Below are 24,500 nucleotides of genomic sequence, written 5' to 3'. Positions count from 1 at the left end.
CCGGTACACTAAAGCCACCGCTTGATCTGCCGTGCGACCTCTGCGGTGGAAATCCCGTAGCGGTCGTGCAGGGTCGGAAGTGCGCCGGCGTCAAGAAACTCGTCCGGCAATGCGATCTGGCGGAAGGGCGGATGGACGCCGGAACGCATCAGAAGCGCGGCAGCCGCCTCGCCGAGACCGCCAATCGTTGTGTGGTTTTCGGCAACGACGACCAGGCGGCCCGACTTGCCGGCTTCACGCAAGATCGTCTCGGTATCGAGCGGCTTGATGGTTGGAACATGCAGCACCGCAATATCGATGCTGTCGTCTTTCAAGGTCTGTACGGCTTCGAGCGCGCGCATGGTCATGATGCCGGATGAGATGACCAGGGCGTCCTTCCCGTCGCGGATCAGCTTGGCCTTGCCGAGCTCGAATTTGTAGTCGTACTCGTCCAGAACGACCGGCACCTGGCCGCGCAGCAGGCGGGTGTAGACTGGCCCCTGATGCGCCGCGATGGCAGGCACCAACTGCTCGATCTCGTGGGCATCGCAGGGATCGATGACCGTCATATTTGGCATGGCACGAAATAGCGCGAGATCCTCTGCGGCCTGGTGACTCGGGCCGTAGCCCGAGGTCAGGCCGGGCAAAGCACAAACGATCTTCACGTTGCGGTCTTCCTCCGCAATCGTCTGGTGAATGAAATCGTAAGCCCGCCGAGACGCGAACACCGCGTAAGTGGTCGCGAAAGGCATGAAGCCTTCGGCAGCGAGGCCGGAGGCGGCGCCGAACAGAAGCTGCTCGGCCATGCCCATCTGGTAATAGCGGTCCGGGAACTCCTTTGCGAAGATGTACATGTCGGTGTATTTGCCGAGATCGGCCGTCATGCCGACCACCTCAGGGCGGTGGCGCGCGAGTTCGACGAGCGCGTGTCCGAACGGCCCCGGTCTGGTCTTCTGCCCCTCGGCTGCGATCGATGCGATCATCGCTGAGGTGGTCAGGCGCGGCTTGCCCGGCTGCGGTGCTGATCTGACGGTCTTCATGCCTGCCTCCCGGCTTCCAGCGCGGCAAGCGCGAGCTGCCATTCGTGCGGCTCGACGCGGATGAAATGGCTCTTCTCGCGCTGCTCGAGGAAGGGAACACCCTTCCCCATCAGCGTGTCGGCGACGATGATCCGCGGCTTGAGTTCGGGATGGGACTTGGCCGCGTCGAAGGCGGCGACCACGGCATTGAGATCGTTGCCGTTGACGCGCTGCACGAACCAGCCGAAGGCCTGAAGCTTCTCGACCAGCGGCTCGAACGCCATGACCTGCGTGGAAGGACCGTCCGCCTGCTGATTGTTGACGTCGACGATGCCGATCAGATTGTCGAGCTTGTAGTGGCCTGCCGACTGGATCGCCTCCCAGACCGAGCCTTCGTCAAGCTCGCCATCGGAAAATAAGGTGTATACCCGCGCTCCGGATTTCTTGCGTTTGAGTCCCAGGCCCATGCCGACGGCGATGCTGAGTCCGAGCCCGAGCGAGCCGCCCGACATTTCCATTCCCGGTGTGTAGGAGGCCATGCCCGACATCGGCAGGCGGCTCTCGTCGCTGCCATAGGTTTCGAGTTCTTCCTCGGGGACGATCCCCGCCTCGATCAAGGCCGCGTAGAGCGCGATGGCATAATGCCCGTTGGAGAGCAGAAAGCGGTCTCGCTCCTCCCAGGACGGATCTTCGGGTCTGTAGCGCATCGCATGGAAATAGGCGACGGCGAGAACGTCAGAGATGTCGAGCGCCTGTGCGATATAGCCTTGGCCCTGAACTTCGCCCATGCGCAGGGCATTGCGGCGAATATTGTGGGCGCGGTCCGTCAGCTTGGGCGTGTTCGTAAGCGCGTTGGTCGAGGTTTCCATCGATCTGACCCTTGTCTCGCTGGCTCAGTGGATGAGCATGCCGCCGTTCACGTCGATCACGGCGCCGGTTACGTAGGCGGAGAGATCCGAGGCCAGGAAGGTGTAGATACCGGCGACGTCTTCGGCCGTACCGAGACGATTGAGCGGAATGCCTTCCAGGATCTTCGCCCTCATCTCGTCGGTCAGCTTGCCCGCGGTGATATCGGTGCCGATCAGGCCGGGCGTGACGCAATTGACGCGAATGCCGTCCGGGCCGAACTCTCGGGCCATCGCCTTGGCGAGACCAAGTACGCCGGCCTTCGCGGCCGAATAGTGCGGGCCGCCAAAAATTCCACCACCGCGCTGGGCCGAGACCGACGACATGCATGCAATCGATCCGGCTTTCCGTCCGCGCATATGCGGGATCACCGCCTGGGAGAGAAACAGGATGCCCTTGAGATTGACGTCCTGAATGCGATCCCAATCGGCTGCCGAGATCTCCAGGAACTTCACCGGCTGGGTGATGCCGGCATTGTTGATCAAAACATCGGTGCCGCCAAAGGATTCGATCACGCGGGCGACCGCCTGTTCGCAGGACGATTTGTCGGCGACGTCGCACCCTAGTCCGATATGGGAATTTCCGAGCGATGCCGCAGCATCCGTCGCAGCGCCGGCGTCAATATCCAGAATGGCGACCCGAGCGCCCTCGGCGGCGAACCGCCGGGCGGTGGCAAGCCCGATCCCGCGCGGCGAGGCCGCGCCCGAAATGATGGCCGTCTTACCGCTGAGCAGCATCAGTTCCTCCCGCAAATTGTTCTTCCTTGGCGCTTAGGAATGACCCGCCGACCGCCAACGGACAAACGCGCAGTTGTCACGGATCGATGAATCTGGTTCACTTATGGGATGCTGTCGAATATCCCCATATCGGCAATTCGTGCCTTTGAAGCGGCTGCCCGCACCGGATCGTTTCGCGATGCGGCGAATGAGCTTCACCTGACACCGAGTGCCGTTAGTCATGCCATCCGCAAGCTGGAGGGCACCCTTCGGACCGCTTTGTTCGAGCGCAGCGCACGATCCGTGCGACTTACGCCGGCCGGCGAGAACCTGATGCGTCACACGGGAGCGGCATTCGATCAGCTCCGCCGTGGCCTAGAGGAAGTTGCCGCGCGCGGACCACAATTGGTGCGCGTCCATTCCGCGCCCAGCTTTGCTGCGCAATGGCTGGCACCACGGCTTGCACAGTTTCTCGCTGCTTACCCGAAGCTCGAGGTTCGGCTGGCTGCAAGCACGGACTATGCGCGCTTCAGCAACGATGATTTCGATATCGACATCGTCTACGGTCCGCCACGCGCGGAGGGCGTCGAAATTGTCCCTCTGCCGGAGGAGACGGTCACGCCGCTCTGCTCGCCCTCGCTCGCAAAATCGATCAGGAAGCCTGCCGATCTCCTCGATCAGACGCTCATCCGCTCCGACGTGAAGCGGGTGCAGTGGCATCAATGGTTCACCGCGAATGGGTTAGAAGCACCTGCGCTTCACGGCATGAGATTCGACCGAAGCTTTCTTGCGATCGCGACGGCTGCAGAGGGATTGGGCGTGGCCTTGGAATCAACGCTTCTGGCCGAACGCGAACTGGCGTGCGGGCGCTTGGTCGCTCCATTGGCCGGACGCGCCAACGATATCCGCTACGTCGGTCACCGCTTGATCTACCCGCGCGCAAGCCGACAAAGATCGTCGGTACGAGCTTTTGCGGATTGGGTGGTGGCCCAACTCGGCGGCGGAGATGTTCGCTCCTCGCAGTGAGACCTCATCGAGATATTCCTGAAGCTGATGCGGAAATCCACCGCGTTTTGAGGATCTGCCCTTCATAGGAACCCCTCCGACCGCGTGCACGTTGCCGTATCGCTTCAGGACCCCCTGCCTTGGAGCGCCCCAACAGCGGCCTCCGCGTTGCCCCCGCGGGGGTCGTTTTATCGCGAGGCACAATGGACGAGGGTTGGAGAGTAGTGTTCGCGATTAGCGCCACTGCCGTGGTCGCCGGGGGCGCCTTCTTTGCCATCCGGTTTATCATCGGTCTGCACCTTTAAGGTCGCCCCTTACCCGTATTTTTCCCTAGGTCCAAAGTCTCACATCCACACACCAGTGGAGAAAGTGTCATCGGTGCACTACGGCTTGCGCTCCCGCATCGGTTGCAGTTGGATAGAGGAGCGAATTTACAAGAGACGTTTTTGAGGGGGAACAATATGAGGGCAGCAACGCTCGTTGCCGGGCTTTTTTTGGCAATCGGAATAATTGGACCGGCCGATGCTCGCGGAGGAGGTCACGGGGGCCGTGTCAGCTATGGCGGCGGACACCACACCTCAAGCCACGGCGGCAGCTTTTCAGGCGGCTCGGGATCGTTGCACCGCGGCGGGACCTATGTGAATTCAAACACCGGGAACCGTTACGGCACCCACCAATAAGAGGAAGCGCGCAATGGCGAAGTCGACCCGGAATAGCGGCAAGCAGTCGACGTCAGGCGAAGTGAGCCAACTCAAACAACTTGTGAAGGGCAACACACCGACGCGAGTGATCGGCCTGAAGTTGGGCCGAACCGAAAACGCGATCTACAACAAAGCATCTGAGGAAGGAATCTCACTGGCTCCGACGAACCAAAGCCCCTACGGCACGAAGAAGTAGGTACGGAGATCATGCTGAGACATTGGCCTGCGGCGCTTTGCATGGCCCTCGTGGGTTCGGCTTATGGTCAGGCGCCTGCTCCGGCCGCGCCCAAAGCCGCTCCTGAGCCGTCGGCCTATTGTCGATCTTCTGCGCAAATACTCTTTCAGGGTGGAGCTTCGGACGGCGACATCGCCGCCGTCGCGAAGATCTGCCGCCGTGGCGATGTCATCGCCATCAGCACCAGCGCACAAGGTTCAGTATTCTAGGTCGGTCGCCTATGTGACTTTACGAAGTCAGTAGTCGTGATGGGTCCACAGACGCTTTGCGTCCTAGGAGCCGAACGAAGCGTGAGGTGACCAATCCGTGATCGTGATCATGCCCTGCGCGGCGAAATCCAGCTACTGGTTGCTCGCTCGACTGTCACGTCACCGCGACATGTGACATCTACCGCAAAAGCTTCTTTAGCGCAGCGTCGCTCGCTAATCTTGAACTTAAGCGTCGAGCCGCTCCCTGTTGGTTCTCGCCAAGCGTATCTTTGATGATTTCCGTCGCTCGGGTCATCACCTCTTTTCGGACGGATGGGACGGCGCGGATCATCGCCGCAATTTCAGCCTCTGACATACTCTTATTGGGATCCAACTGACGGAGTTCGGCGAACCTTGATTCAACCGCTTTGATTTTTGAGTCATCGAACCACAGAGCAACGCTCTTCTGAGAGTCCGCAATTTTTTGTCGCTTTGTCAGCATCCATATCCTGCGTTCCGACGGGCGAATACATTTGGCCAACTAGGGTCCAGACTCAATTGAGCCAATATGCGACGAGAGCGGCGAGATGAACAGCGGCCAAAAAATTACGGGCGAGCTTGTCATATCGCGTGGCGATGCGCCGGAAGTCCTTGAGCCTGCAAAAGCAGCGTTCGATGACATTTCGTCCTTTGTAGGCGCGTTTGTTGAAGCGATGGATGACGACACGGTTAGATTTATTGGGGATTACGGGCTTGGCGCCACGACGAATGATTTCGCCGCGAAGCTTGTCGCCATCATACCCTTTGTCGGCGAGGAGCACGCTCATGGGTGGCGCGAGCGCCAGGACATCGGGAGCCGCAGCGATATCGGCATCCTGGCCTGGAGTCAGATGCAGGACGACCGGCCGGCAGAGCGGATCGCTCAGCGCATGGATTTTTGTCGTGCGGCCTCCGCGCGAGCGGCCGATTGCTTGATTGTGCTCCCCCCTTTTCCGCCGGAGGCACACCGGTGAGCTTTAATCGAGGTCGAGTCGAGCGACAGTACGACGCCGTCTTCGCCAGGCTTGGCCAGCGCTTCGAAGATTGCGCACCATCGTCCTCGCTTGGCCCAGCGATTGAAGCGATTGTAGATCGTCGTGTAAGGGCCGTATTCACGTGGACAATCACGCCATCGTGCACCCGATTGCAGCATGTGAATGATGCCGCTGACGATGCGTCGGTCGTCGTCCCGATCCGGCCCCGTCAGTCCCCTCGGCAGATGCGGTTCGATACGCGCCCATTGCCTGTCGTTCAGCCAAAACAAACCAGCGCGCATTCTCTCGCCCCCGAATCAACACGTAGGCAAGAGAATCACGTGGCGCTATTTAGGTACAGACCCTAGCCAACCAAGTTTTGCCTGAAACGTGTCTGTCAATTGCAAGATCTTCGCCGCAACGCAGGTTGCTAGGTGGAGATCGGCCTTCACAGCGATGGAAAGTTTGAGAAACGCTATGCAGTCTACCTGAGATCTGTGCCCTCGGAATCCAGAAAGAAATAGCCAGGCTCGTTGTAATTCAAAAGCCGGCCCATAAACTCCGAGATCTTATTTCTCGCCCGAAGTCCAACGATAGGGAGATCGGATTTCACAGCAGGAGCCTGGAATTGACCGACCTGTCGTTCTACGACCAATTCGAGACTGCGCACCGGTGCAATGGCAATGTACGGTGCCTTGCATCCGCCCGCTGGCCCGCGAGGTACTAGGTCGCAACTTTGCGTTAGCACGATGAAGAATAAGTTCTTCGGATGGTGGAAAAAATGAGGATGAACTGCCTCCAGTAGAGCATCCAGCTCTAGCGTCCTTCGCAGAACGTCCCCTTGCATCAACTCCGTGCTCGAGAACGCCGTTGTCTCATATGCAAAGTGCATGGGCCAAGCATGAGCGCGGATCAGGATGCAGTTTTGGATGCGAACGTATCCGAAGGTGAGACTCGCCCCTCCAGTTCATCATTCAGCCGGCGGATCGCTTGTCGCGTCGACACATTGGCCGGCTCGATTGAGACGGTAATTTTTGTGAAGGCCCCAGACTTGCTAATCTGCGTTCGGTAACTACTGCGGCACTCGGTTCGGCATGAAACGATGTTGCATCTCTGCCCTTGGTGTTAACGACTGCGTCGACAGCACGCCATTCCTGTCTGGTCACCGATGTCGATGAAATTCTGATGTTTTTCGAACTCATTGCATTGCCCCGTAAATGTTTGTCAAAAGATTGCACGCCATCTCAAAACTGCTTTGCATTCGGTAACGTACAGAGTCTTTCGCACTTTCAGGATTGACGGCTTCCTCTAGAATGAAGGAGCTTTGAATGAACGATGGGAATGCCATGGGTCAGGTGATCCAAATTGATGAGGCCCGGATTCGAGATCACCTGGGCGAGATGGTCCGCGGGACGGTGGAAGAGACACTGAACGCCATGCTGGAGGCCGAAGCGGACCAGCTGTGCGGTGCTGGGCGTTATGAGCGCAGCCCGGCCCGGCAGGACACGCGGGCAGGCAGCTACGAGCGAACGCTGCAGACCAAGGCGGGCGACGTCAATCTGAAGGTTCCGAAGCTACGTCGGCAAACCTTCGAGACGGCGATTATCGAGCGCTACTGGAGGCGGGAGAGCTCGGTCGAGGAGGCGCTGATCGAGATGTATCTGGCCGGGATTTCGGTTCGGCGGGTCGAAGACATCACGGAGGCGCTGTGGGGCACCCGGGTCAGCCCGAGCACAGTGTCGAACCTGAACAAGAAGATCTATACCAAGATCGAGGCGCGGCGGAATCGCAGGATCGAAGGCGAGCATCCGTATCTCTACCTCGACGGCATCGTGATGAAGCGCAGCTGGGCTGGTGAGGTTCGCAACGTGTCGCTGCTAGTGGCCTCGGCGGTCAATGCTGAGGGGTTCCGGGAGATCCTCGGCATCTGTGAGGGCGCCAAGGAGGACAAATCCGGCTGGTCCTCGTTTCTGCGGCATCTCGTCGATCGCGGTCTCAGGGGCGTGCAGTTGGTGGTTTCCGATGCGTGCCGAGGTCTTGTCGAAAGCGTTGCGGATTATCTGCCGGAGGCCCGCTATCAACGCTGCATGGTGCATTTTTATCGCAATGTCTTCAGCCACGTGCCGTCGACCCGGGTCCACGAGGTGAGCCACATGCTCAAGGCCATTCATGCCCAGGAGAGCCGCGCCGCGGCCGACGAGAAAGCCAGGACCGTCATCGCGGATCTGCGGGCAAGCCGTATGGCCAAAGCTGCTGATCTCGTCGAGCAGGCGGTTCACGAGACGCTCGCCTACTATGCCTTTCCTGACATCCATTGGCGGAAGATTCGAACGAACAATCCGCTCGAGCGCATCATGAAGGAGATCCGGCGACGAACCCGTGTCGTCGGCGCCTTCCCCGACGGTCAATCCTGTCTCAATTTGGCGGCGGCCCGGCTGCGGCACATTGCCGGAACGGCGTGGTCGACCAAATGCTACATGAACATGCGACCGCTCTATCAGCCACAACTCTCTGAAACCGGAGCCGTCGCCTGATCAAAAGTGCGAAAGATTCTGGACAGTACCGCCAAATCCCGAGACGAAGAAGAAAGATGTGGTTTGGTTCGCGCTCGAGGAGAGCCGGCCGCTGTTCTGCTTCGGCGGCATCTGGACCGAGTTCAGAGGCGACCGCGGCACCAAGTCGAAGCCGATCCCCGGCCCCACCTTGTCTACGGCTTCCTGACGACGTCACCCAATGCGGTCGTCGAGCCGATCCATCCGAAAGCAATGCCCGTGATCCTGACCACCGAGGAGGAGCGCGACATCTGGATGCACACTCCCTGGGATGAGGCAAAGGCGCTGCAGCGCCCGCTGCCCAACGACGCCCTGAGGATCGTCATGCGCGGCGCAGACAAGGAAGACAAGATCGCTGCGTAGGCTGCATTTGCACGGGCACCAGTTGAATGTACTTTTTGCCGGAGCGCTCGCGGGAATGCGACTGAGACGCTGACGTCCCGTCTAGGTCGCATGTGTGTCTGCTCGGGTACGCGGCCCAGAGCGTCCGCGATCTGAATGCGGCTCTTCTCTCCCCGAATCCTGAAACGCCTTCAAGATGGAGTTCATGTCGTATTGGCGGACGACCTGGATGCAATTCATCAGGTCGAGTTCAAGCTCGCCGTAATTCAGCAGGGTGCGGCCGATTATCGCCATCTCTTTCGGGAAGATATTGTGAATGGGAAACATGTGGTCTGCCTGAGTTAGCTCTTTCAATTACCCACATCTCATACCTAGCTAATTACCCTGAAGCTGGAAGGCCAGAGGGGGCGAAAGCGCTTCTGAGAGCAGAACAGGATAAGCACATCCGTGCATACCTGCGGCAGTGCCTGCATTAGCCTTTGAGGTGCTCAAATGATCTGTGACGCAAAGTGGCACGGATCGGTTCGTCGATATATCGCTTAACAAGAAAGCTAAAAGCGATTGCAACTAGAGTCATGCTTGGTACCGCTAGCGCTGCATGGATCTGCGCAACCCAACCTGCCGAAGTTCCGCCGAACAATAGCATGAGTGGAACGTAGTGGGTCATATAAAGCGGATATGAAAGATCTCCGATAAACTCGCTAAAACGGTTGATCGACGGACTCCCGATTGCATTAGCGCCCAGCCAAACAAGGAGCGGATATACGATTGTGACGATCAGGAAATCGTAGGGCTTCCAAAGGAAGGGCCAAAAAAAGGTCGCAAGCATGATAAGCGGAAGGTAATATGCTGCCCCTGGCAACAGCGGTTGCCTGCCAATACGGCAAGCAACAACGCCCGCGATAAATGAAAAACCTACCCGTACAAAGCCAATCCAGAAGGTTCTGCGGTCGAAACCGCCGTTTAGGCTTCCGAAATCGTAGCACGTGTATGCCGTTGCAACCGCGGCGAAGGCGAGCATCGCTAGCAACCATCGAAGCGATAGTTGGCGCAGACAAAGAGCAAACGTTAGGCTCGCCACATACTCGCAAAGCAATGACCAGGCGGGAGCGACAAAAGGAAAAATAGGAAAGCTGGGATCGTGGACAAATAAGTGCGGCAACAGAAGTACGCTGCAGGTGAGGAGAATAAAAAACTCCGTGACACTAAAATTGAATAACGCGGCAGCCATAGGCGCATAGAATCGTCCGATTACAACCACAACGAAGCCCAACAAGGAGCCAATTACGACGAGCGGATGCAGTCGTATCAGACGCCTTTTAATAAGTTCTGTGGGTGACAATTCTACGCGAGAAGGGTCGTAGGCAAATGCCATTACATACCCTGACAAGCAAAAGAAAAAATCTACAGCGAGATAACCGTGAGGAATCCGGTTCTGAGGACCGAACTGAAAGGGTTCATAAAAATGTAAAACGGCGACACAGATGGCAGCAATTCCCCGCATGCCGTCAAGAATGCTCAGTCGCGCGACCTCTTTGGCAGCCAGCGACCCGGGGTCTTCGGGAAAGGCGTTGGGGGGCGGTAAATTCGGGGAGGCGCAGCTGGATTTGAGCATCGCGTTCGACATGTAGGATTCTGCAATTCTATTAACGCATCTGTCGCATTTCTTTACATATACATGCATATACATGCATATACCGTGTGCCGCTACACGGTCTGAGCACCGTCAACTGCTAGCCCGGCCTATTCGTCAGAGGGCGGCTTTTGGGCCCGATTGATGCGGCCGCACATCTTGTCTGGCGAGGCGCACAGGATTGCCTTCGGCTTTTCACCGCCTGACGACCCGTACTTTGCAACGCGCTTGAGGGATGGGGTGGGTGAACGGGGGGCGGACGCCCCGCCGGTCAAGGACCGAGCGGCAGCAGCGCGCCTGGCAAACGGCGGATCAGGTCGGCTCGGGACATGCCGCGGCAAACGCAAGGCGAATGCGGCTCGTGGTCTCGACCACACGGGCAGCGATTTTCAAGAGACGAAGACGCAGCGTCGCGAACTCGGCAGCGGCCAATTCCCGGACTTTGGGAATCGCCTCGCGCACGGTCAGCATCAGCCAATAAGCGGCCGTATGGAGCGCGAGACGGACCTGGTTGGCGAGCGCCGAACGGCAGCTGGTGCGGTCGGAGGCGAGCTGCGTCATATGCAGCTTGATCAGATTCTCGGCTCGGCCGCGCGCGCATTGTAAGCGGCAAAGAGATCTTTCAATTACCCACACTTGACGTCGGATTTGAGCGGGGCGCCGCGGCCGAAATCTTGAATCAGTAGAATCTGTTGTGATTCGTTGTTGAGCACCTGATTCGGAAGTGCGGGGTGCTCGATGGGCTTGGTGAAGGAACGCGCGGTGGCGCGTGCTCAGCGATTGACGACCGGTATCGAGACGTGGGTTGATCGGGAAGTTGCGGGATGCGAGTTTAAGGATGAGCGGCTTGGTCGCCGGTTCTGCAAATTGCTCGCACAAATCGGGAGCGACATGGGTCAAAGCATCCCGTTGGTTTGTCAGGATTGGGCCAACACGAAGGCCGCCTATCGATTCTTCTCCAACGAGCGGGTCGACGAGGCGGATATTCTTGGCGGTCATTTCGAGGCGACGCGCGAGCGCGTAGCGGCGAGGGAGGGACCGATCCTCGTCCTCCATGACACGACGGAATTCAGCCTCAAGCGCGAGAAGCCGGATCTGATCGGCTTTACGGGCAAGACGGCAGGACGCACGCAGTGCGGCATCCTGATGCATTCGAGTCTCGCCGTGACGACCGAGGGGCTTCCGCTAGGACTGTCGGCAATCAAGTTCTGGACCCGCAAGAAGTTCAAGGGGACGACGGCGCTGAAGCGAAGGATCAATCCGACACACGGGTGCCGATCGAGCAGAAGGAGAGCATCCGCTGGCTCGAGAATTTACGGCAATCGACCGACCTTCTTGCTGCCCCTGGACGATGCGTTCATATTGGTGATCGCGAGAGCGACATCTATGAGCTGTTTTGCCTGGCCGAGGAGGTTGGAACGCATTTCCTGGTGCGAACCTGTGTTGATCGGCTTGCCGGGGACGGCAATCATACAATTGCCGACGAAATGGACGAGGTTACGATCAAGGGTCTGCATCGGATCAAGGTCAAGGACGACAAAGGCGATCCCGACGACGCCGTTCTTGAGATCAGGTATCGCAAGATACGCGTCCTGCCGCCGATCGGCAAACAGACGAAATATCCCGCACTCACTCTGACCGTGATCCATGCTCAAGAGCGGGGAAGGCCGAAGCGGCGAAAGAAAATCGAGTGGAAGCTCCTCACCGATCTCCCGGTCCAATCGCGCACGGACGCCATCGAGAAGATCGAATGGTACGCGTTGAGGTGGAAGATCGAAGTCTTCCATAAGATCCTCAAATCGGGCTGCAAAGCAGAGGACTCAAAATTGCGAACTGCTGAGCGTCTGGTCAATCTGATCGCGGTCTTCTGCATTGTGAGTTGGCGCGTGTTCTGGATGACGATGCTCAATCGCTCCTCGCCGAATGCCATACCGCAAACGGCGCTGACGGATCCCGAAATCAAGCTTCTTGATCATTTGGTGAAAGACCGGGGTGGTAATTGCTCTCGACGAAGCACGCTCTCGTACTATGTCGTCAAGATCGCGCGGCTCGGAGGATACTTGGCCCGAGCCAACGATCCGCCTCCAGGAAGTACCGTGATCTGGCGCGGACTCTCGCGGCTGAACGACATCGAACTTGGAGCCGCAATCGAGGCAACAACTATGGGTAATTGAAAGGAGTTAGCTTGCTAATGGTCTACGGCTTGAAATGGATAATCGAGCGAAGGAACTCGGGCATCTCAGGGCGCGTGGGACACGCATACTCAGTCGGTGGGGCGCCATCCTTGAAACCCAAGCCATAGCGGAAGGCGATGACGAGGTGTGCGGCATAATTCGTTAGTTCTTCAGTGCTGAATACCTGGGCTTTGGTCAGAGATCGCTTTTTCGAGCGAAGGTGAAAGACGAAGTCGTCGCCTTCATACTCCCCAGCGATAGAGTGAACGACGTTATTTCTGACGTAGTGGATGCCTTTTAGTATTGGCCTTAGTTCATCGAAAGCCTTCTGCGCTGGGGCCGGTAATTCGGAAAGCTTCGACAGCTGGTGAATCTTTTCCGCCCGCTGGTCTGCACTCAGGGTGAAAACGACTATTACTGCTTCATCATCGGTGAGGCGAAGAATGACTTTCAGGCAATTTCCCAGGATGTGCTCGATGTGGGACCAGCGCAAAGCCAGGACGCCGAGCTTGGCGTACTCAGCATCCGTGAGGGCTGGCTCAAAATTATAGGGTGTGGGGATCATGACGTCGCCCTGTTAAGACGCGGCCTTAGCCGCAAATTCGCTTTCTGGTCCATGCATGATCAGCGTTGCGCCTCTGCAAACCATCGCCCAGTTCTCGGTGCTGGAAAAGCCTGGTGCAGAAATCTTTATGGTCGCGTCGAATCTGGCGGGCGCTGGCGCGTTCTGAACGTGAACGATTCCGGCCGCAGGTTGACGGTCACCAAAGCCTCATCTGCTGGCGCGCCCCGTTATGGCGGTACAGCCCAAGCGCCAAGCGGCTTGGTTGCTGCGCGTATGAAATCGATCTACGACGGTCATTCCTCGAAAGGCCTCGATGTGAATGAGGCAACAGCAGCTATGATCAAGGAAGGGCGCAAAGCCTACCGCGACTACCATCTCGATAGGCACCGCTTGACCTGCCACTGCGTATTTCCTCCAGAAGGAGTTAGAGTCCGGCCCGAAGAAGGACGGACAGATGAAGCGAGCAAGGTTCACGGAAGAGCAGATTATCGCGGTATTGAAGGAGCATGAGGCTGGGGCGAAGACAGCCGACCTGGCTCGCAAGCACGGTGTTTCCGAGGCGACGATCTACAATTGGAAGGCCAAATTCGGCGGCATGGACGTTTCCGAGGCGAAGCGGCTGAGGGCCCTGGAGGAGGAGAACGGGAAGCTGAAGAAGCTTCTGGCCGAGCAGATGCTCGATGCGGCCGCACTTCGCGAGCTCCTTTCAAAAAAATGGTAGGGCCCGCCGCCAAGCGCGCTGCGATCGCGCATCTGCAGGCCGTCATGAGCCTGTCGGAACGGCGGGCCTGCTCGATTGTGGGGGCGGATCGGAAGATGATCCGCTATCGCTCCAGCCGCCCGCCGGAGGCAGTTCTGCGTGGCCGATTGCGCGATCTCGCCAACGAGCGGCGGCGTTTCGGCTATCGCCGGTTGTTCGTCTTGCTGCGGCGGGAGGGCGAGCCATCGGGGATCAACCGGATCTACCGGCTTTACCGCGAGGAAGGGCTCACCGTCCGCAAGCGGCGGGCTCGCCGCAAGGCGGTGGGGACCCGGGCCCCGATCCTGGTCGAGGCGAGGCCGAACGCGCGCTGGTCGCTGGATTTCGTCCACGACCAGTTCGCCAATGGCCGACGCTTCCGCATCCTCAACATCGTCGACGACGTCACCAAGGAATGCCTGGGCGCCATTCCGGAGACGTCGATCTCGGGGCGGCGCGTGGCCCGCGAACTGACGGCAATCGTCCAGCGACGCGGCAAGCCAGGAATGATCGTGTCCGACCATGGCACCGAATTCACCTGCAACGCCATGCTCGCTTGGTGCAAGGACGCAGCCATCGATTGGCACTTCATTGCGCCGGGAAAGCCGATGCAGAACGGCTTCGTCGAGAGCTTCAATGGCCGGATGCGCGATGAGCTACTCAACGAGACCCTGTTCTTCGATCTCGATGACGCCCGCACCAAGATCGCCAACTGGGTCGCCGACTACAATCTCCAGCGTCCCCACTCGTCGCTGAAATACCTGCCCCCCGCGGCCTACGCCGCCCACCTCACCGCAACGGACGATCGGCTGCGCAACCCCGACCAGCTCCGCCGATCGTCCGTTGCTCCATCCGCGCCACTTGGCGTACAAAACCTCAAGACTCTAACTGCCGCTGGATGAAAATGCAGTGGCAGGTCACGCTTTCTGCAATACGGTCAGGACGTCATTGTATTTCCTTGGTCAGGTGCACGCCTCGCTCAGACAATGGTGCTGGCTTTACGTCGAGAGGGCGCAAAGGCTTCGATCGAAAACTTTGCCGTCTTTGTCGAAAAAACATCTGCGGCCGACCTTAAGGACCTCCTGGTCGCAATCAAGGAACAAGGCCTACCTGAAACGGACGAGCTGGCGCGCGAGGCACGCCAACTTCAATCTGACCGCTTCGATCGATATCTAATTCCCTACCATCAGCGCCTGGCATTTAGCCGGCGCTTTCTTGTACGAGAGGGCTTTGCCGAGCTGATCGATGACCTGCTTGCTGCGGATGCCGTAACGGTGGGCTAGCCTCAGAGTTTGTGAACGAGTGCTGCACCGGAGCTTGACCCAACTATCCGATCCACCCCCGCGAAAACTGAGGCGCACGTCTGCTGGGCGGATGATCTTCGCCCGAGTCGGGGCGACGCAACGGCGATCAGTTGTTAATCCACGGCATCACGAGGCAGATTTGATTAGAATCATATTGGTAGCGGCTCCGCTTGTGATCACCGCGCCTGCGAATGCCGTTTACTTCACTTACTTCCGATGGGAGTCGTTACCTGCGCAGATCCGCGCTGCCTACATGGCCGGTTTCTACGACGCGCTGATTAGCGTTGCCTCTGACGAGCAAGATGCCAAGGCAGGCACGCATTATCAATTGCATTTCGAAGAGCAAAATGACAAACGTCCAGCTCGCAGACAATGTTCGCGCATTTGCTTCGACCCGTCCTAACCTTCAGACCGCAGGAGTTGGGGGAGCTCTAATCAATTATCTGATTGAGTTCTGTGGAAAGCCCCAATAGATATGAAGGTGGACCGATTGATCGCGGCGTCGATTAGAAAGATTGACCTGGATCGCCTTATCGAGGGCTATCTTGAGCACGACGATGAAGCATAAAGGCGTCTCTGAAGTCGCGCTCGGGGCACTAGTGGCTACTGCCTTCTGGTTGATAGTAGGCCTACTGGTGGGCGATCCTGCACGCTTCAAAGACTTCGCCGGCCCGGCCGCAACGGTCTTCGCTGCAATTACTGCTGGCTGGATTGCCTACCGGCTTGGTCAGAGCCAAATCGCGGTCGCCAAGGTTCAAGCGGATATCGCAGAACGAAATTGGAAAACATCGAACGAAAAGATAGTGCTTGATCTCTTTGATAAGCGGCTCGCCATTTTCGAGGAGATTAGAGGGATAGTCGGTGAGGCATGCCGTAGCGGCACCGCTCCTGACGAGCTATTCTTTCGGTACGGACGAGCGATCGATCGCGTGCCCTATTTCTTCGGCGAGGACGTTCAGAAATACCTGGAAAAGATCCGTCTGCATCTAATCAACCTAAACCTCGCCAACTCGATGATGCAAAATCTCATCGATCCGGAGCGTCCGACATGGGTCAAAAAGCGCGGAGACGAGTTCATGGCGATAACCAAGTTCTACGAAGAAGCTCCACGCCTTTTCGGACCGTACATGAAAGCCCATCAGACAGCTTAATCGCGCAGAACGCGGGCAGCCGACGGCCTCGGTGCGCTACCTGGGACGATCCTCCAGAAGATCGAGGTACATGCAGGGTCACATAGCCCTTGGCACCGTCTAGGAGCACCTTGACTTGGGTGGCAGTCGCTCCCGGTCCAAGGATGACCCCTTTCCGGCCACTGAGGCGAGGCCCTGCTGACAGGGCAACGACTATCCGGCGACCAGCAAATAGCTCGTCTTTGGCAACCAACAGAGATCTGCCGAATTCGGCAGGGTACGGTTTGTGTTCCGCGGCATCGCCCGTCATATCGCAAGTCCGTTGCTGCGGAAAGCGAGATCTAGTGCGCTACGGCTTGCGCTCGCGCTTTGGTTGCGATTGAATGATCGCCGCCAAGGGGGGCACCGGTGGCTACATTTTTGAAGGTTGTTTCGGGGGTCTATTTGTTTGTCGTGTGGCTCGTCTTTGTTGGCGCGCTTCGCACTCCAGCACCACCGACCATAGGTTCAGACCTACTATTCCACTTGGGAGTATTCCTGGCTGCGGTGTGCTTCTCGATCCCAGCTGTCATCCTGTTCGCATTCGGTCAGATGGTCGGTGAGCTTCGTTCGATCCGGCACTACTCCCGCCAGCAGGCAGAGCATCTGAAGGCGATGCGGGCGTACTACGAGCCGCATGGGGGTTAGTTAGTGCAATGCATCGCCCCCGCCGCATAGAATTCGTAGTCATCGCGCGCGGCTGCAGCTACTTCAGGGACAGATAAGGGATCATGTACGAATGACGGTTCGCCTTTTTCGTCACGCTCGTTCGCCTTTTTGGGGACTGCACCGGCAGAAAGCGCACCGACGTTCGCCTTCTGGTCATCCAAAGGCTCACCATTGTTCGCCTTCTGGTCAGAAGAAGGCGAACCCACATTCGCCTCTTCGAGAAGAAGGCGATAGGCATTGACGTAGGTCCCGCCTTCCTTGACCTCGAACTTGAGGTAGCCGAACTCGGCTAACCGTCCGAGGCTCAACTGCACGCCGCGGACGCCCTTCTTCCCAAGATCTTTAGCGATGGTGGCCTGCTTGCGGCGGGCTAGATCGGTCTCGTGATCGATCGCATCGGCGATATACCAAAGCACCCGGAAGTCTTGATCGGTAATGCGTAGATCGCCATTTGCGCGCGTTAACAGATGGAGCTTTCGCCGGGTCCGGTCCTTGTCGAGAATTGCACTCACGGCCGCACCATCTTCCGCGCCAGGGCAGCGGCGAAGGCAGCTTGCATGGCGGTTCCGGATTGCGGCTCGGGAGACTGGGTGCTAAATTCCAGGCTACTGGACTTTTGATTGCGATCTGGGGCTGCCTTAGCCGAGGCGGCCCTTCGCATTTTTGGCCCACCATCCGGCGGCTTTTGATTGCCAGTGCGCGAAAAAGCGCTTGCGGATCAATCTTGCCCGAACGGGCGGTTTGCCAATCTAAGCCATTGATACCGGCTGATGTGCTTGTTCTGCTGGGATCACCAATTATTTCAATAACTTAGTCCGCATTTGTTCGTCGACATCGTGTTGCGCCTGTTGCGCAAAATTACCCGATAATTCCAGCGATTGCCAACAACTCCCGGCTGCTCGGCGCGACATGGCCCGCGACAGAAAGGGCTGTGAACAGGTCGTAGCACGCTCCCCCATTTCTCGCCGATTGTGTGCACAATTGGCGCGCGCCGAATCGGGCCGACGGGGAGGTCGAGCGCTACCGTCTTGCCGAATGGCTTCAAAAAAAGAGAGTTGACAATAATCCGCAATTAAAGGGCCGATTGACAGAAGAGTTTTAAGCGCAACAAGCGCGACCCGTTGATGAGGCCTCGATCCGCGATCTCCATCAGGGCGAGCGGCCATGCTATCGGTCGCAATGATAGGCCGTATACATGAACGCACCCGACCGATATCCAAATTGCTGCTGAAATCCCTTGCATCCGCGCGGCCGTCTATACATGAATCTCTCGATGAAGCCGTTCTGCATCGGCTTTCCCGGCGCGATGAAGTGCCAGTCGATGACCGTGTCCTTGCTCCAGGCCAGCATGGCGTTGCAGGTGAACTCGGTGCCATGGTCGGACGCGATCATTCCTGGCTTGCCGCGTCGCTCAACGATTTCCTTCAGTTCGCGGGCCACCCGCCGCCCCGGATTGACGTCTCCGGAATGGCGCCCAGGTATTCCTTAGTGACGTCGTCGACGATGTTGAGAATGCGGAAGCGCCGGCCGTTGGCGAACTGGTCGTGGACGTGCAGTCTCAGGGCGGTGTCGCTCATGCTCGCTCCATCGGGCGGCGGCGTTGCGTCGGATCGGGCCGACGGCAGCGCGCGCACGCCGCCGCCTCCTGCGCGTTCAGGCCGGCGCGCGCTGGCCTCCCCTCACAGCGTCGCTGCGGTAGCGGCTGGTCGAGGTCCGGTAGTACTGCACGCGGATGGCCGCCATGGCCTCGATCAATGGTCCCCACGGCGCGGGAAAGCGTTCTTCCGCCATCACCCGGTGCAGCATGCGCGTATGGCCGGCCAGCTCGTCGTTGAGGAACTCCACCACAGGCATAGCTGGATAGCGCTGCAGCAGCAAGATCACCGCGTTGTCGGCCTCGCCGGCCGACCTGTCCTTGTCGCATCCATGCAGATCGTTCTGCAGACGCCCTATCGCGGAGATGAGCCGCAGGACCTGGCGAAACGCCGGACGCGCGCGCAAGGTCGCCATATCCAGCCCCCACAGCAAGGACAGGCAACAGAACACGTTCGCGTAGGCGATCGAATCGATGCCGTTGTGCAGGTACTCAGCGTAGGACCAGCGTTCCGCCGCTACCGCCTGCGCGTGTCCGGCGCGCAGCGCCGCGGAGTAGCACCGGGTATCGTCGAGAAGCTGAGCATAATCGCGACGATCGTAGGCGAGCGTGGCCAGCGAAGCGCGCAGCACAGCGCAACCCTCGAATCCGGGGAGCGCGCACGGCACGCCCTGCCCCAGCGCTTGCTCCACCGCGGCGAGCTGTTCCGGCGAGATCAGGCCAAGGTCGTTGCAATCGTCGAGCCAGAACAGCAGCGCCAGTTCGCGATAGAACGTCACTATCAGCGTTTCGTCCTGCGGATCGCGACCGGTGCGGGCGCTGGTGCCGCGCAGGCTCGGGTGGATGCGCTGCAGGATGTACTGGCCGCCCCTGACCGCTTCCACGGCATGCTCGTCGGCGAATCCGGTCAGGGAACGTCCCCACTCCAGCACCTGCTGCACCGCGCGTTCAGTCTGGATCATGGCGCCGCTCCTGCCCCCTCGGCCAGGACGCGCCGCCCCCAACGAAGCGCCAGCCACAACCCGGCGAGTTCGGCCACGCGCACGACCCGAGTGGGGCAATACAGTTCCTTGCCGATCCACAGCGGCGTCTGCGGCAATCCATGCGCCGCATGGCGGGCGAGCATCCACTCCAGCGCACGCGCCACCACCTGCGCGATGCGCCGGCGCCCTGTCGCCTCTTCGCTCCCATCCATCACGTGCAACGCAAACAGCGCATAGGCGGTTTCCTCGAACGTGGACCCGCGACCCGCGCCCCAGCCACCGTCGTCGCGCTGCGCCTGCAGCAGCGCCGCCAGCGCGCGCTCATCTCGCCACTGGGGCTTGCCTTGCGCCAGCGCAGCGACCGCATGCGCGGTGGGATACAGCCACGAAACGTGCCATTTTTCGTTGTCCCATAGACCGTGCGGGTTGCGATTGGCCTCGACGTACGCGCTGGCGCCCGCGGCGGGCTTTCCCAACAGTCGCAACGCATGCAGGGCATGAATGTTGGTCGACACCGAGGCATTGCGTTCGCCGGGGAAGGTGACGAACAGCTCGCCGATTTCGAAATGGCGCAACGCATCGACCGCCGGGTCACGGCCTGCAAGGTGCAGGACGCACAACGCAACGGCGGTGTCGTCCGCATCAGCCGCGAAGTGCAAGGCCGGGCCCAGACCGTGCACGCCCAGACGGGCGTCGAGCTGCGCGACGATCACGCGAACCGCCTCCGCGAGCGCGGGATGCGCGAAAAGCCCGGCCAGATGCAGGGTGTACAGCGACCAGCATGGCTCGAACACATTGATCGGCCAGACGTTGGGAAAGACACCTTCGATGCCGCTGCGCGTCGCCCGCGATGCCATCTGCAGATACGCATCGGCGCGCCCGACCTGCGGCGTGCTCCCCCGTGTCACGGCCTGGGCACGCCACGCGGCGGTGGCCGCCGGACTGATGCCGATGCTGCCGTCGTCATCCGGGCATGCGGTGGTCGGCGACGTCCCCCAGGCTTCCCAGGAGTGTAGCAACGGATGGCCGCTCGGCAACATCGCCACCGCCCCCAGCTTGACCAGGCACGCTTGCCGCAATGGCAACAGCGCAGGATGGCGCGGAAACGCTACGCCACCCAGCAAGGATGCGGCCTCACCGCAAAACTGCGGCAGGATCAGCTCCGCGCCGATCGGCGCGTCTTCTGGCACCGCATGTGCGTAGGGATCGGGCTGGCGCTGGAGGAACCTCGTTGCAGTCTGGACTGCGTCCGCAGCTCCGGGAAGAGGATCGGCACGCTGCAATGCCAGTAACGCCGCCCACGTGGGCGCATGGCGGAACAGCGGGAAGTCCGCGCTTCCCCATCCGCCGTCGGCCTGTTGCTGCGCGATGAGCCACGCGTATGCGTCCTGCCGACCGGTGACGTTGCCGTGGAAGCGCAGCGCCTGCGCCGTGTCGTAGACGGACGGACCGACGCTGCCGCCATCGCTCATTTCGCTCAGCAGGCGGCGCAATTCGGAAAGGATATGTTCGGACAGCGCGTTCACGCGGGATGTTCCGTTTGCAGAAACGTGCGCCGCGGCGGGCAACCGCTGCGATCGGCGCCGCGGACTCGGACACAGTGCAGGATGCACTCTGCCGCCGGCCGATCGCAGCGGCACAGGGGCGACTCGATGCGGACGGGCGCGCTCATGCGCGTGGCGCGTGTTTGAACAGATACGCGTTGGCCCACTGTATGAGTTGCGCCAACCGTTCCGCACGCGGCCCCAGCGGCGCGATGGCCTCGCCGGCATCGCGCAACAGATCCAGCGCGAACTGGCGTGCTTCCTGCAGTCCCATGATCGACGCGCAGGTCGGCTTCTGCGCCGCCGCGTCCTTGCCGGGGGTCTTGCCCAGCGCCGCGGTATCCGCTGTCACGTCGAGAATGTCGTCGATCACCTGTAACGCCAGGCCGAAACAGGCGCTGTAGTGATCCAGCGCACAGTAAAGTGCAGCGTGCGCGGCATTCACGCCGACAGCGCATAGCGCGCCCATGCGAACGGACGCGCGCACTAGCGCTCCGCTCTTCATCCGGTGCATCGCCACGATCCTGTCCAGCTCGACGTGCTTTCCAACCAGCGACAGATCTATGGCCTGCCCGCCTGCGGCCCCCTCGGCGGACACCGCCTGCGCCAGTTCGCGCACGAGCGCGATAGGGCTGTCGCCCGGCGCATTCAGGCTCGCCAGGGTCAGGAAGGCGTGCGCCTGCAGCGCATCGCCGACCAGGATCGCGGTGGCTTCGCCGAACTTGACGTGCACGGTCGGAAGGCCGCGGCGAAGCACGTCGTCGTCCATCGCGGGCAGATCGTCGTGGACCAACGTACAGGCGTGCATCATCTCGATGGCGGCACCGACGTCATCGAGCATGTGCGCCGGCGTGTCGGCCAGTGCGCCGGCAGCCAAACAGAGCAAGGCGCGGGTGCGCTTGCCGCCATGCAAGGTGGCGTAGCGCATCGCCGCCATCAGCTCGGTCTCACCGTCGTCTTCGGCGCAGAGAAGACGCGCCAGCGCCTCTTCGACCCGCTTTGCGCCGTCCTGCATCCAGATCTCGGGCAGCAGCCTGCCGGATGCGCCGCGCGCCTGCGCGCCCAATATGCCGTTCGCGGAAACGCCAGCTCGGTCGTCGTGTGGCGTGGAACCAGTCTGCATGTTGTTCATGTCCTTGTACCTGCCAGGAGACGGCCACGGCGAGCGGCGAGCCGCCGCGGTGTTGCCGGCCTCGCACCGAGCGCGCGCGCCGAGTGCAGCAATGCCGCGCGTCGCCGGCGCCGCTGCCTCACCACACGGGGCATGCGATGCCAGCTCATGAGAATCCGATGCGGATAGTCATGGACGGATGTGCGGTCGGGTAATAGCGCCGGCCTTTTTCGACGCCGCTCAGCAACCGCGGCCGCACCCCGGCCTCGTGCATGGTCAGCGCCAAGGCGATACAGAACTGCACCAGTTCCAGCCATACCAGGTGGTAGCCCATGCAGAAGTGTGGGCCGGTACCGAACTGCAGCATGTCCACCGGCCGGATCGGCTCGGTGCGTTGAAGCCACCGCGCCAGCCGAAACTGATCAGGCGCCTCGTGCAGCAGCGCCGAGGTCGAGAAATGCAGCAGCGGGATGCACAGATCGGTGCCCGTAGGAATGCGCTGTTGGCCGAGTCGCAATTCACGCAGTGCGCGACGCACTAGGAGCGGCGTCGCCGGATGCACGCGCAGCGTCTCGCGGAACAGCGCCTCGGCGACCGGACACTGCGCCAGGTCCGCGTGCCGAGTCGGCACCGCGCCTACGCGTTGCGCCTCCTCGACCAGGGCGTCCCACAGCCCAGGCTGCCGCGCTAGCTCGATCACCATCCAGGCCATCGTCGAGGCGGTGGTGTCGTGACCACCAAGCAGCAGCAAGCGAATATTGGCGACCAGGACGTCATCGGAAAGCGCATCGTCGCTGCGATCGAAGGCGCTCACCATGTCGTTGATCAACCCGGTGCGCGAGGCATGTTCGCGCGCGGCGCGGACGAACTCGCGCAACCGCGCATCGATCCAGTCGCGGGCGGCGCGGCCCCGCCGCAAGGGCAGTCCGGGCAGGTCGACCGGGGGCGCGACGATCAACTGCAGCAGTTGCCGGTACTTGCGATGCCATCCCGGCAGGTCCTGCGCGGGGATTCCCATGAGACTGAAGATGAGCTTGAGCATTAGATCGCCGGTTTCGCGCAGGATGGTGACGTCGCCCCGTTCCCGCCACCTCTGCACGCGCGCCCGGATGACGGGCGCGAACAGCTCGCCGATGCCGGCCAGGGTCAGCCCCTTGGGCAGAAGCGCCGCCTGGATCGCATCGCGCGCCTGCCGGTGCGCGATGCCGTCCTGGGCGACCAACGTTCCGCCAAACAATTCGGGCGCGATGTCTTCGATCAGCGCCGAGGACACGTCCTTGTGCCGGAGCAGTGCGAGAGCATCCGGATCCAGACTGGTCATCAGGTGTCCGGCAGGGCCGAAATCTAGCCAGAAGTGGCTGCCCAGCGTCCGTTCCGCACGCCGCAGCAGGCGCGGCAGGTCGCAGACGACGGCGGGAAGATGCCCGACCAAGGGAAAAGCGCCGGGCACGACCGGGATGTCGTGCCGCAGCCGATGCCGACGGTTCAGCGGGTTGAGCAGCATGTCCATCAGCAGCGCGGCGCCGCGTCCGCTTCTGCGGTCTCGCCGGCAGGCCGCGCGGCGCGGCTGTTGCCACCGTCGGCGTATGTCGGCACATGCGCCAGCATGCCGCCGTCGATGCACACGACCTGGCCAGTGATGAACGCAGCATCGTCGGAGAGCAGGAACGCCACCAGCGCGGCCACGTCCTCGGGGCGGCCGACGCGCGGCAGGAGCTGGTGACGGCGCAGATGGGTTTGCATGCACGCGTCCAGCTTGGCGAGGAGTCGCTCGGTCATGATGAGACCCGGCGCAACCGCATTGCAGCGGATCTGCGCATGACCGTACTGGGTGGCAAGTGAGGACGACAGCATGTTCATCGCCGCCTTCGACGCGGCGTAGGATGTCAGTGCGGTGTCACCACTGAGCCCCTGGCACGACGACATGTTGACGATCGCGCCACCGCCGCGGGCGATCATCCGGGGGATGGCCTGCCGGCAGCAGAGCAGCGTGCCACGCAGATTGGTCGCCATGGTCTGATCCCAGACCGCTAGCTCCAGCTCGAGGATCGCGCGGTCGCGCGGGGTCAGATGCATCGCGCTCGCGTTGTTCACCAGCAGGTCGACCCCGCCGAAGTGCCGCTCCGCCGTCTCGAACAGCGCTGCCACCGCCTGCGCATCGGCGATGTCGATCGCCAGGGCGAGCGCGTGGCCCGCTTCGGCCGCGATCTGCGCGGTGCAGGCGATAGCCGCCGAGCCATCAATGTCGGCCACCACCACTCTGCCGCCCTCGCGCGCGATGGCGAGGGCGCATGCCTTGCCGATGCCGGCGCCGGCGCCGGTCACCACGGCCACTTTGCCTTCAAACCGTCCCATCGTG

22 protein-coding genes and 4 pseudogenes are annotated in these 24,500 nt (G+C 60.6%); 10 read left to right on the top strand and 16 right to left on the bottom strand.

Annotation, left to right across the window (positions count from 1 at the left end):
- Positions 1-8 precede the first annotated feature (8 nt).
- Genes ABIA42_RS02655 through ABIA42_RS02645 form a run of 3 tightly spaced genes read right to left on the bottom strand, consistent with a single transcriptional unit; the run spans position 9 to position 2,641 of the window.
- Positions 9-1,019 (bottom strand): transketolase family protein, encoded by a 1,011-nt coding sequence (locus tag ABIA42_RS02655; protein WP_014497715.1) that lies wholly within the window; start codon positions 1,017-1,019, stop codon positions 9-11.
- Positions 1,016-1,867: a transketolase gene (locus tag ABIA42_RS02650; protein ID WP_011084958.1), complete on the bottom strand. Its 852-nt coding sequence runs from the start codon at positions 1,865-1,867 to the stop codon at positions 1,016-1,018. Before ABIA42_RS02650 ends, ABIA42_RS02655 begins: the two co-directional genes overlap by 4 nt.
- Positions 1,868-1,891: 24 nt before the next feature.
- On the bottom strand, positions 1,892-2,641 hold the full coding sequence (locus tag ABIA42_RS02645) for an SDR family NAD(P)-dependent oxidoreductase (protein WP_011084957.1): 750 nt from the start codon (positions 2,639-2,641) through the stop codon (positions 1,892-1,894).
- 108 nt (positions 2,642-2,749) lie between these two features.
- Between ABIA42_RS02645 and ABIA42_RS02640 the strand changes: the two genes are divergently transcribed.
- The 3 genes from ABIA42_RS02640 to ABIA42_RS02630 all read left to right on the top strand — a co-directional run bounded on the left by ABIA42_RS02640 (position 2,750) and on the right by ABIA42_RS02630 (position 4,770).
- Complete coding sequence (locus ABIA42_RS02640) at positions 2,750-3,646, top strand: LysR substrate-binding domain-containing protein (protein ID WP_011084956.1); 897 nt, start codon at positions 2,750-2,752, stop codon at positions 3,644-3,646.
- A gap of 672 nt (positions 3,647-4,318) precedes the next feature.
- Positions 4,319-4,522: a hypothetical protein gene (locus ABIA42_RS02635; RefSeq protein WP_014497717.1), complete on the top strand. Its 204-nt coding sequence runs from the start codon at positions 4,319-4,321 to the stop codon at positions 4,520-4,522.
- Positions 4,523-4,563: 41 nt separating this feature from the next.
- A complete protein-coding gene (locus tag ABIA42_RS02630; protein WP_158516561.1) occupies positions 4,564-4,770 on the top strand; it encodes a hypothetical protein in 207 nt (68 codons plus the stop codon).
- A 178-nt stretch (positions 4,771-4,948) separates the two neighbouring features.
- On the opposite strand, the gene ABIA42_RS02625 is transcribed toward ABIA42_RS02630, so the two are convergent.
- Positions 4,949-5,251 (bottom strand): hypothetical protein, encoded by a 303-nt coding sequence (locus ABIA42_RS02625; RefSeq protein WP_014497718.1) that lies wholly within the window; start codon positions 5,249-5,251, stop codon positions 4,949-4,951.
- A gap of 52 nt (positions 5,252-5,303) precedes the next feature.
- Positions 5,304-6,064, bottom strand: a protein-coding gene (locus tag ABIA42_RS02620; protein ID WP_110115998.1) for an IS5 family transposase whose coding sequence is annotated in 2 segments (ribosomal slippage) — positions 5,304-5,725 and positions 5,725-6,064 — 762 coding nt in all. Because the reading frame shifts where the segments join, the coding sequence is not laid out codon by codon here.
- Between the two features lie 1,044 nt (positions 6,065-7,108).
- Here ABIA42_RS02620 and ABIA42_RS02615 point away from each other — a divergent pair.
- Together ABIA42_RS02615 and ABIA42_RS02610 are read left to right on the top strand one after the other, a co-directional pair.
- Positions 7,109-8,296: an IS256 family transposase gene (locus tag ABIA42_RS02615; protein ID WP_174719465.1), complete on the top strand. Its 1,188-nt coding sequence runs from the start codon at positions 7,109-7,111 to the stop codon at positions 8,294-8,296.
- Positions 8,297-8,327: 31 nt separating this feature from the next.
- Positions 8,328-8,677 (top strand): annotated as a pseudogene (locus ABIA42_RS02610) (SOS response-associated peptidase family protein); the annotation flags it as partial.
- 81 nt (positions 8,678-8,758) lie between these two features.
- Here the strand turns inward: ABIA42_RS02610 and ABIA42_RS02605 are convergent.
- From ABIA42_RS02605 to ABIA42_RS02595, 3 genes and pseudogenes are all read right to left on the bottom strand, one after another.
- Entirely contained in the window at positions 8,759-8,983 is a 225-nt protein-coding gene (locus tag ABIA42_RS02605; protein ID WP_018647460.1) for a hypothetical protein, read from the bottom strand.
- A 145-nt stretch (positions 8,984-9,128) separates the two neighbouring features.
- Positions 9,129-10,283 carry an acyltransferase family protein gene (locus tag ABIA42_RS02600; RefSeq protein WP_370115694.1) on the bottom strand — a complete coding sequence of 385 codons (1,155 nt, stop codon included), beginning with the start codon at positions 10,281-10,283 and terminating at the stop codon, positions 9,129-9,131.
- Positions 10,284-10,560: 277 nt separating this feature from the next.
- Positions 10,561-10,895: pseudogene (locus ABIA42_RS02595) on the bottom strand (transposase); the annotation flags it as partial.
- Between the two features lie 132 nt (positions 10,896-11,027).
- Between ABIA42_RS02595 and ABIA42_RS02590 the strand changes: the two are divergent.
- Together ABIA42_RS02590 and ABIA42_RS02585 are read left to right on the top strand one after the other, a co-directional pair.
- A pseudogene (locus tag ABIA42_RS02590) lies at positions 11,028-11,201 on the top strand (transposase DNA-binding-containing protein); the annotation flags it as partial.
- A gap of 221 nt (positions 11,202-11,422) precedes the next feature.
- Entirely contained in the window at positions 11,423-12,463 is a 1,041-nt protein-coding gene (locus ABIA42_RS02585; RefSeq protein WP_224516920.1) for an IS4 family transposase, read from the top strand.
- A gap of 22 nt (positions 12,464-12,485) precedes the next feature.
- Here the strand turns inward: ABIA42_RS02585 and ABIA42_RS02580 are convergent, their stop codons facing one another.
- Entirely contained in the window at positions 12,486-13,028 is a 543-nt protein-coding gene (locus tag ABIA42_RS02580) for a hypothetical protein (protein ID WP_018647455.1), read from the bottom strand.
- A gap of 454 nt (positions 13,029-13,482) precedes the next feature.
- Here ABIA42_RS02580 and ABIA42_RS02575 point away from each other — a divergent pair.
- From ABIA42_RS02575 to ABIA42_RS02565, 3 genes are all read left to right on the top strand, one after another.
- A protein-coding gene (locus ABIA42_RS02575) for an IS3 family transposase (RefSeq protein ID WP_095424349.1) occupies positions 13,483-14,669 on the top strand; the annotation gives its coding sequence in 2 pieces (ribosomal slippage) (positions 13,483-13,735 and positions 13,735-14,669; 1,188 coding nt in all).
- Between the two features lie 84 nt (positions 14,670-14,753).
- Positions 14,754-15,050, top strand: coding sequence for a hypothetical protein (locus ABIA42_RS02570; protein ID WP_014497723.1), 297 nt, complete (start codon positions 14,754-14,756; stop codon positions 15,048-15,050).
- A gap of 566 nt (positions 15,051-15,616) precedes the next feature.
- Entirely contained in the window at positions 15,617-16,222 is a 606-nt protein-coding gene (locus ABIA42_RS02565) for a hypothetical protein (protein WP_131234258.1), read from the top strand.
- A 662-nt stretch (positions 16,223-16,884) separates the two neighbouring features.
- Here the strand turns inward: ABIA42_RS02565 and ABIA42_RS02560 are convergent.
- The 7 genes and pseudogenes from ABIA42_RS02560 to ABIA42_RS02530 all read right to left on the bottom strand — a co-directional run bounded on the left by ABIA42_RS02560 (position 16,885) and on the right by ABIA42_RS02530 (position 24,496).
- Entirely contained in the window at positions 16,885-17,421 is a 537-nt protein-coding gene (locus tag ABIA42_RS02560; protein WP_018647449.1) for a helix-turn-helix domain-containing protein, read from the bottom strand.
- A 751-nt stretch (positions 17,422-18,172) separates the two neighbouring features.
- Positions 18,173-18,459, bottom strand: a pseudogene (locus ABIA42_RS02555) (DDE-type integrase/transposase/recombinase); the annotation flags it as partial.
- 103 nt (positions 18,460-18,562) lie between these two features.
- Positions 18,563-19,465, bottom strand: coding sequence for a hypothetical protein (locus ABIA42_RS02550; RefSeq protein ID WP_011084944.1), 903 nt, complete (start codon positions 19,463-19,465; stop codon positions 18,563-18,565).
- Positions 19,462-21,012: a hypothetical protein gene (locus tag ABIA42_RS02545; protein ID WP_026312707.1), complete on the bottom strand. Its 1,551-nt coding sequence runs from the start codon at positions 21,010-21,012 to the stop codon at positions 19,462-19,464. The genes ABIA42_RS02550 and ABIA42_RS02545 overlap by 4 nt, the downstream gene beginning before the upstream one ends.
- Before the next feature lie 142 nt (positions 21,013-21,154).
- The gene (locus ABIA42_RS02540) at positions 21,155-22,153 is read right to left on the bottom strand and encodes a polyprenyl synthetase family protein (protein WP_028170303.1); all 999 of its coding nucleotides are present in this window, start codon (positions 22,151-22,153) and stop codon (positions 21,155-21,157) included.
- Between the two features lie 154 nt (positions 22,154-22,307).
- Positions 22,308-23,651, bottom strand: a complete 1,344-nt coding sequence (locus tag ABIA42_RS02535) for a cytochrome P450 (protein WP_018647447.1) — start codon at positions 23,649-23,651, stop codon at positions 22,308-22,310.
- Positions 23,651-24,496, bottom strand: a complete 846-nt coding sequence (locus ABIA42_RS02530; protein WP_011084940.1) for an SDR family oxidoreductase — start codon at positions 24,494-24,496, stop codon at positions 23,651-23,653. Before ABIA42_RS02530 ends, ABIA42_RS02535 begins: the two co-directional genes overlap by 1 nt.
- Positions 24,497-24,500 lie beyond the last annotated feature (4 nt).

Origin of the sequence: Bradyrhizobium sp. USDA 327 (assembly GCF_041262065.1) — a bacterium.
Classification (GTDB): domain Bacteria; phylum Pseudomonadota; class Alphaproteobacteria; order Rhizobiales; family Xanthobacteraceae; genus Bradyrhizobium; species Bradyrhizobium liaoningense.
Note: the sequence above shows the minus strand (reverse complement) of the source record. Positions and strands in the feature narration are given on the sequence as shown.

Bases quoted from the DNA above. Each gene is read 5' to 3' on its own strand.
- ABIA42_RS02655 (WP_014497715.1), bottom strand. From the start codon at position 1,019: ATGAAGACCGTCAGATCAGCACCGCAGCCGGGCAAGCCGCGCCTGACC.
- ABIA42_RS02650 (WP_011084958.1), bottom strand. From the start codon at position 1,867: ATGGAAACCTCGACCAACGCGCTTACGAACACGCCCAAGCTGACGGAC.
- ABIA42_RS02645 (WP_011084957.1), bottom strand. From the start codon at position 2,641: ATGCTGCTCAGCGGTAAGACGGCCATCATTTCGGGCGCGGCCTCGCCG.
- ABIA42_RS02640 (WP_011084956.1), top strand. From the start codon at position 2,750: ATGCTGTCGAATATCCCCATATCGGCAATTCGTGCCTTTGAAGCGGCT.
- ABIA42_RS02635 (WP_014497717.1), top strand. From the start codon at position 4,319: ATGGCGAAGTCGACCCGGAATAGCGGCAAGCAGTCGACGTCAGGCGAA.
- ABIA42_RS02630 (WP_158516561.1), top strand. From the start codon at position 4,564: ATGGCCCTCGTGGGTTCGGCTTATGGTCAGGCGCCTGCTCCGGCCGCG.
- ABIA42_RS02625 (WP_014497718.1), bottom strand. From the start codon at position 5,251: ATGCTGACAAAGCGACAAAAAATTGCGGACTCTCAGAAGAGCGTTGCT.
- ABIA42_RS02615 (WP_174719465.1), top strand. From the start codon at position 7,109: ATGGGTCAGGTGATCCAAATTGATGAGGCCCGGATTCGAGATCACCTG.
- ABIA42_RS02605 (WP_018647460.1), bottom strand. From the start codon at position 8,983: ATGTTTCCCATTCACAATATCTTCCCGAAAGAGATGGCGATAATCGGC.
- ABIA42_RS02600 (WP_370115694.1), bottom strand. From the start codon at position 10,283: ATGTCGAACGCGATGCTCAAATCCAGCTGCGCCTCCCCGAATTTACCG.
- ABIA42_RS02580 (WP_018647455.1), bottom strand. From the start codon at position 13,028: ATGATCCCCACACCCTATAATTTTGAGCCAGCCCTCACGGATGCTGAG.
- ABIA42_RS02570 (WP_014497723.1), top strand. From the start codon at position 14,754: ATGGTGCTGGCTTTACGTCGAGAGGGCGCAAAGGCTTCGATCGAAAAC.
- ABIA42_RS02550 (WP_011084944.1), bottom strand. From the start codon at position 19,465: ATGATCCAGACTGAACGCGCGGTGCAGCAGGTGCTGGAGTGGGGACGT.
- ABIA42_RS02540 (WP_028170303.1), bottom strand. From the start codon at position 22,153: ATGCAGACTGGTTCCACGCCACACGACGACCGAGCTGGCGTTTCCGCG.
- ABIA42_RS02535 (WP_018647447.1), bottom strand. From the start codon at position 23,651: ATGGACATGCTGCTCAACCCGCTGAACCGTCGGCATCGGCTGCGGCAC.
- ABIA42_RS02530 (WP_011084940.1), bottom strand. From the start codon at position 24,496: ATGGGACGGTTTGAAGGCAAAGTGGCCGTGGTGACCGGCGCCGGCGCC.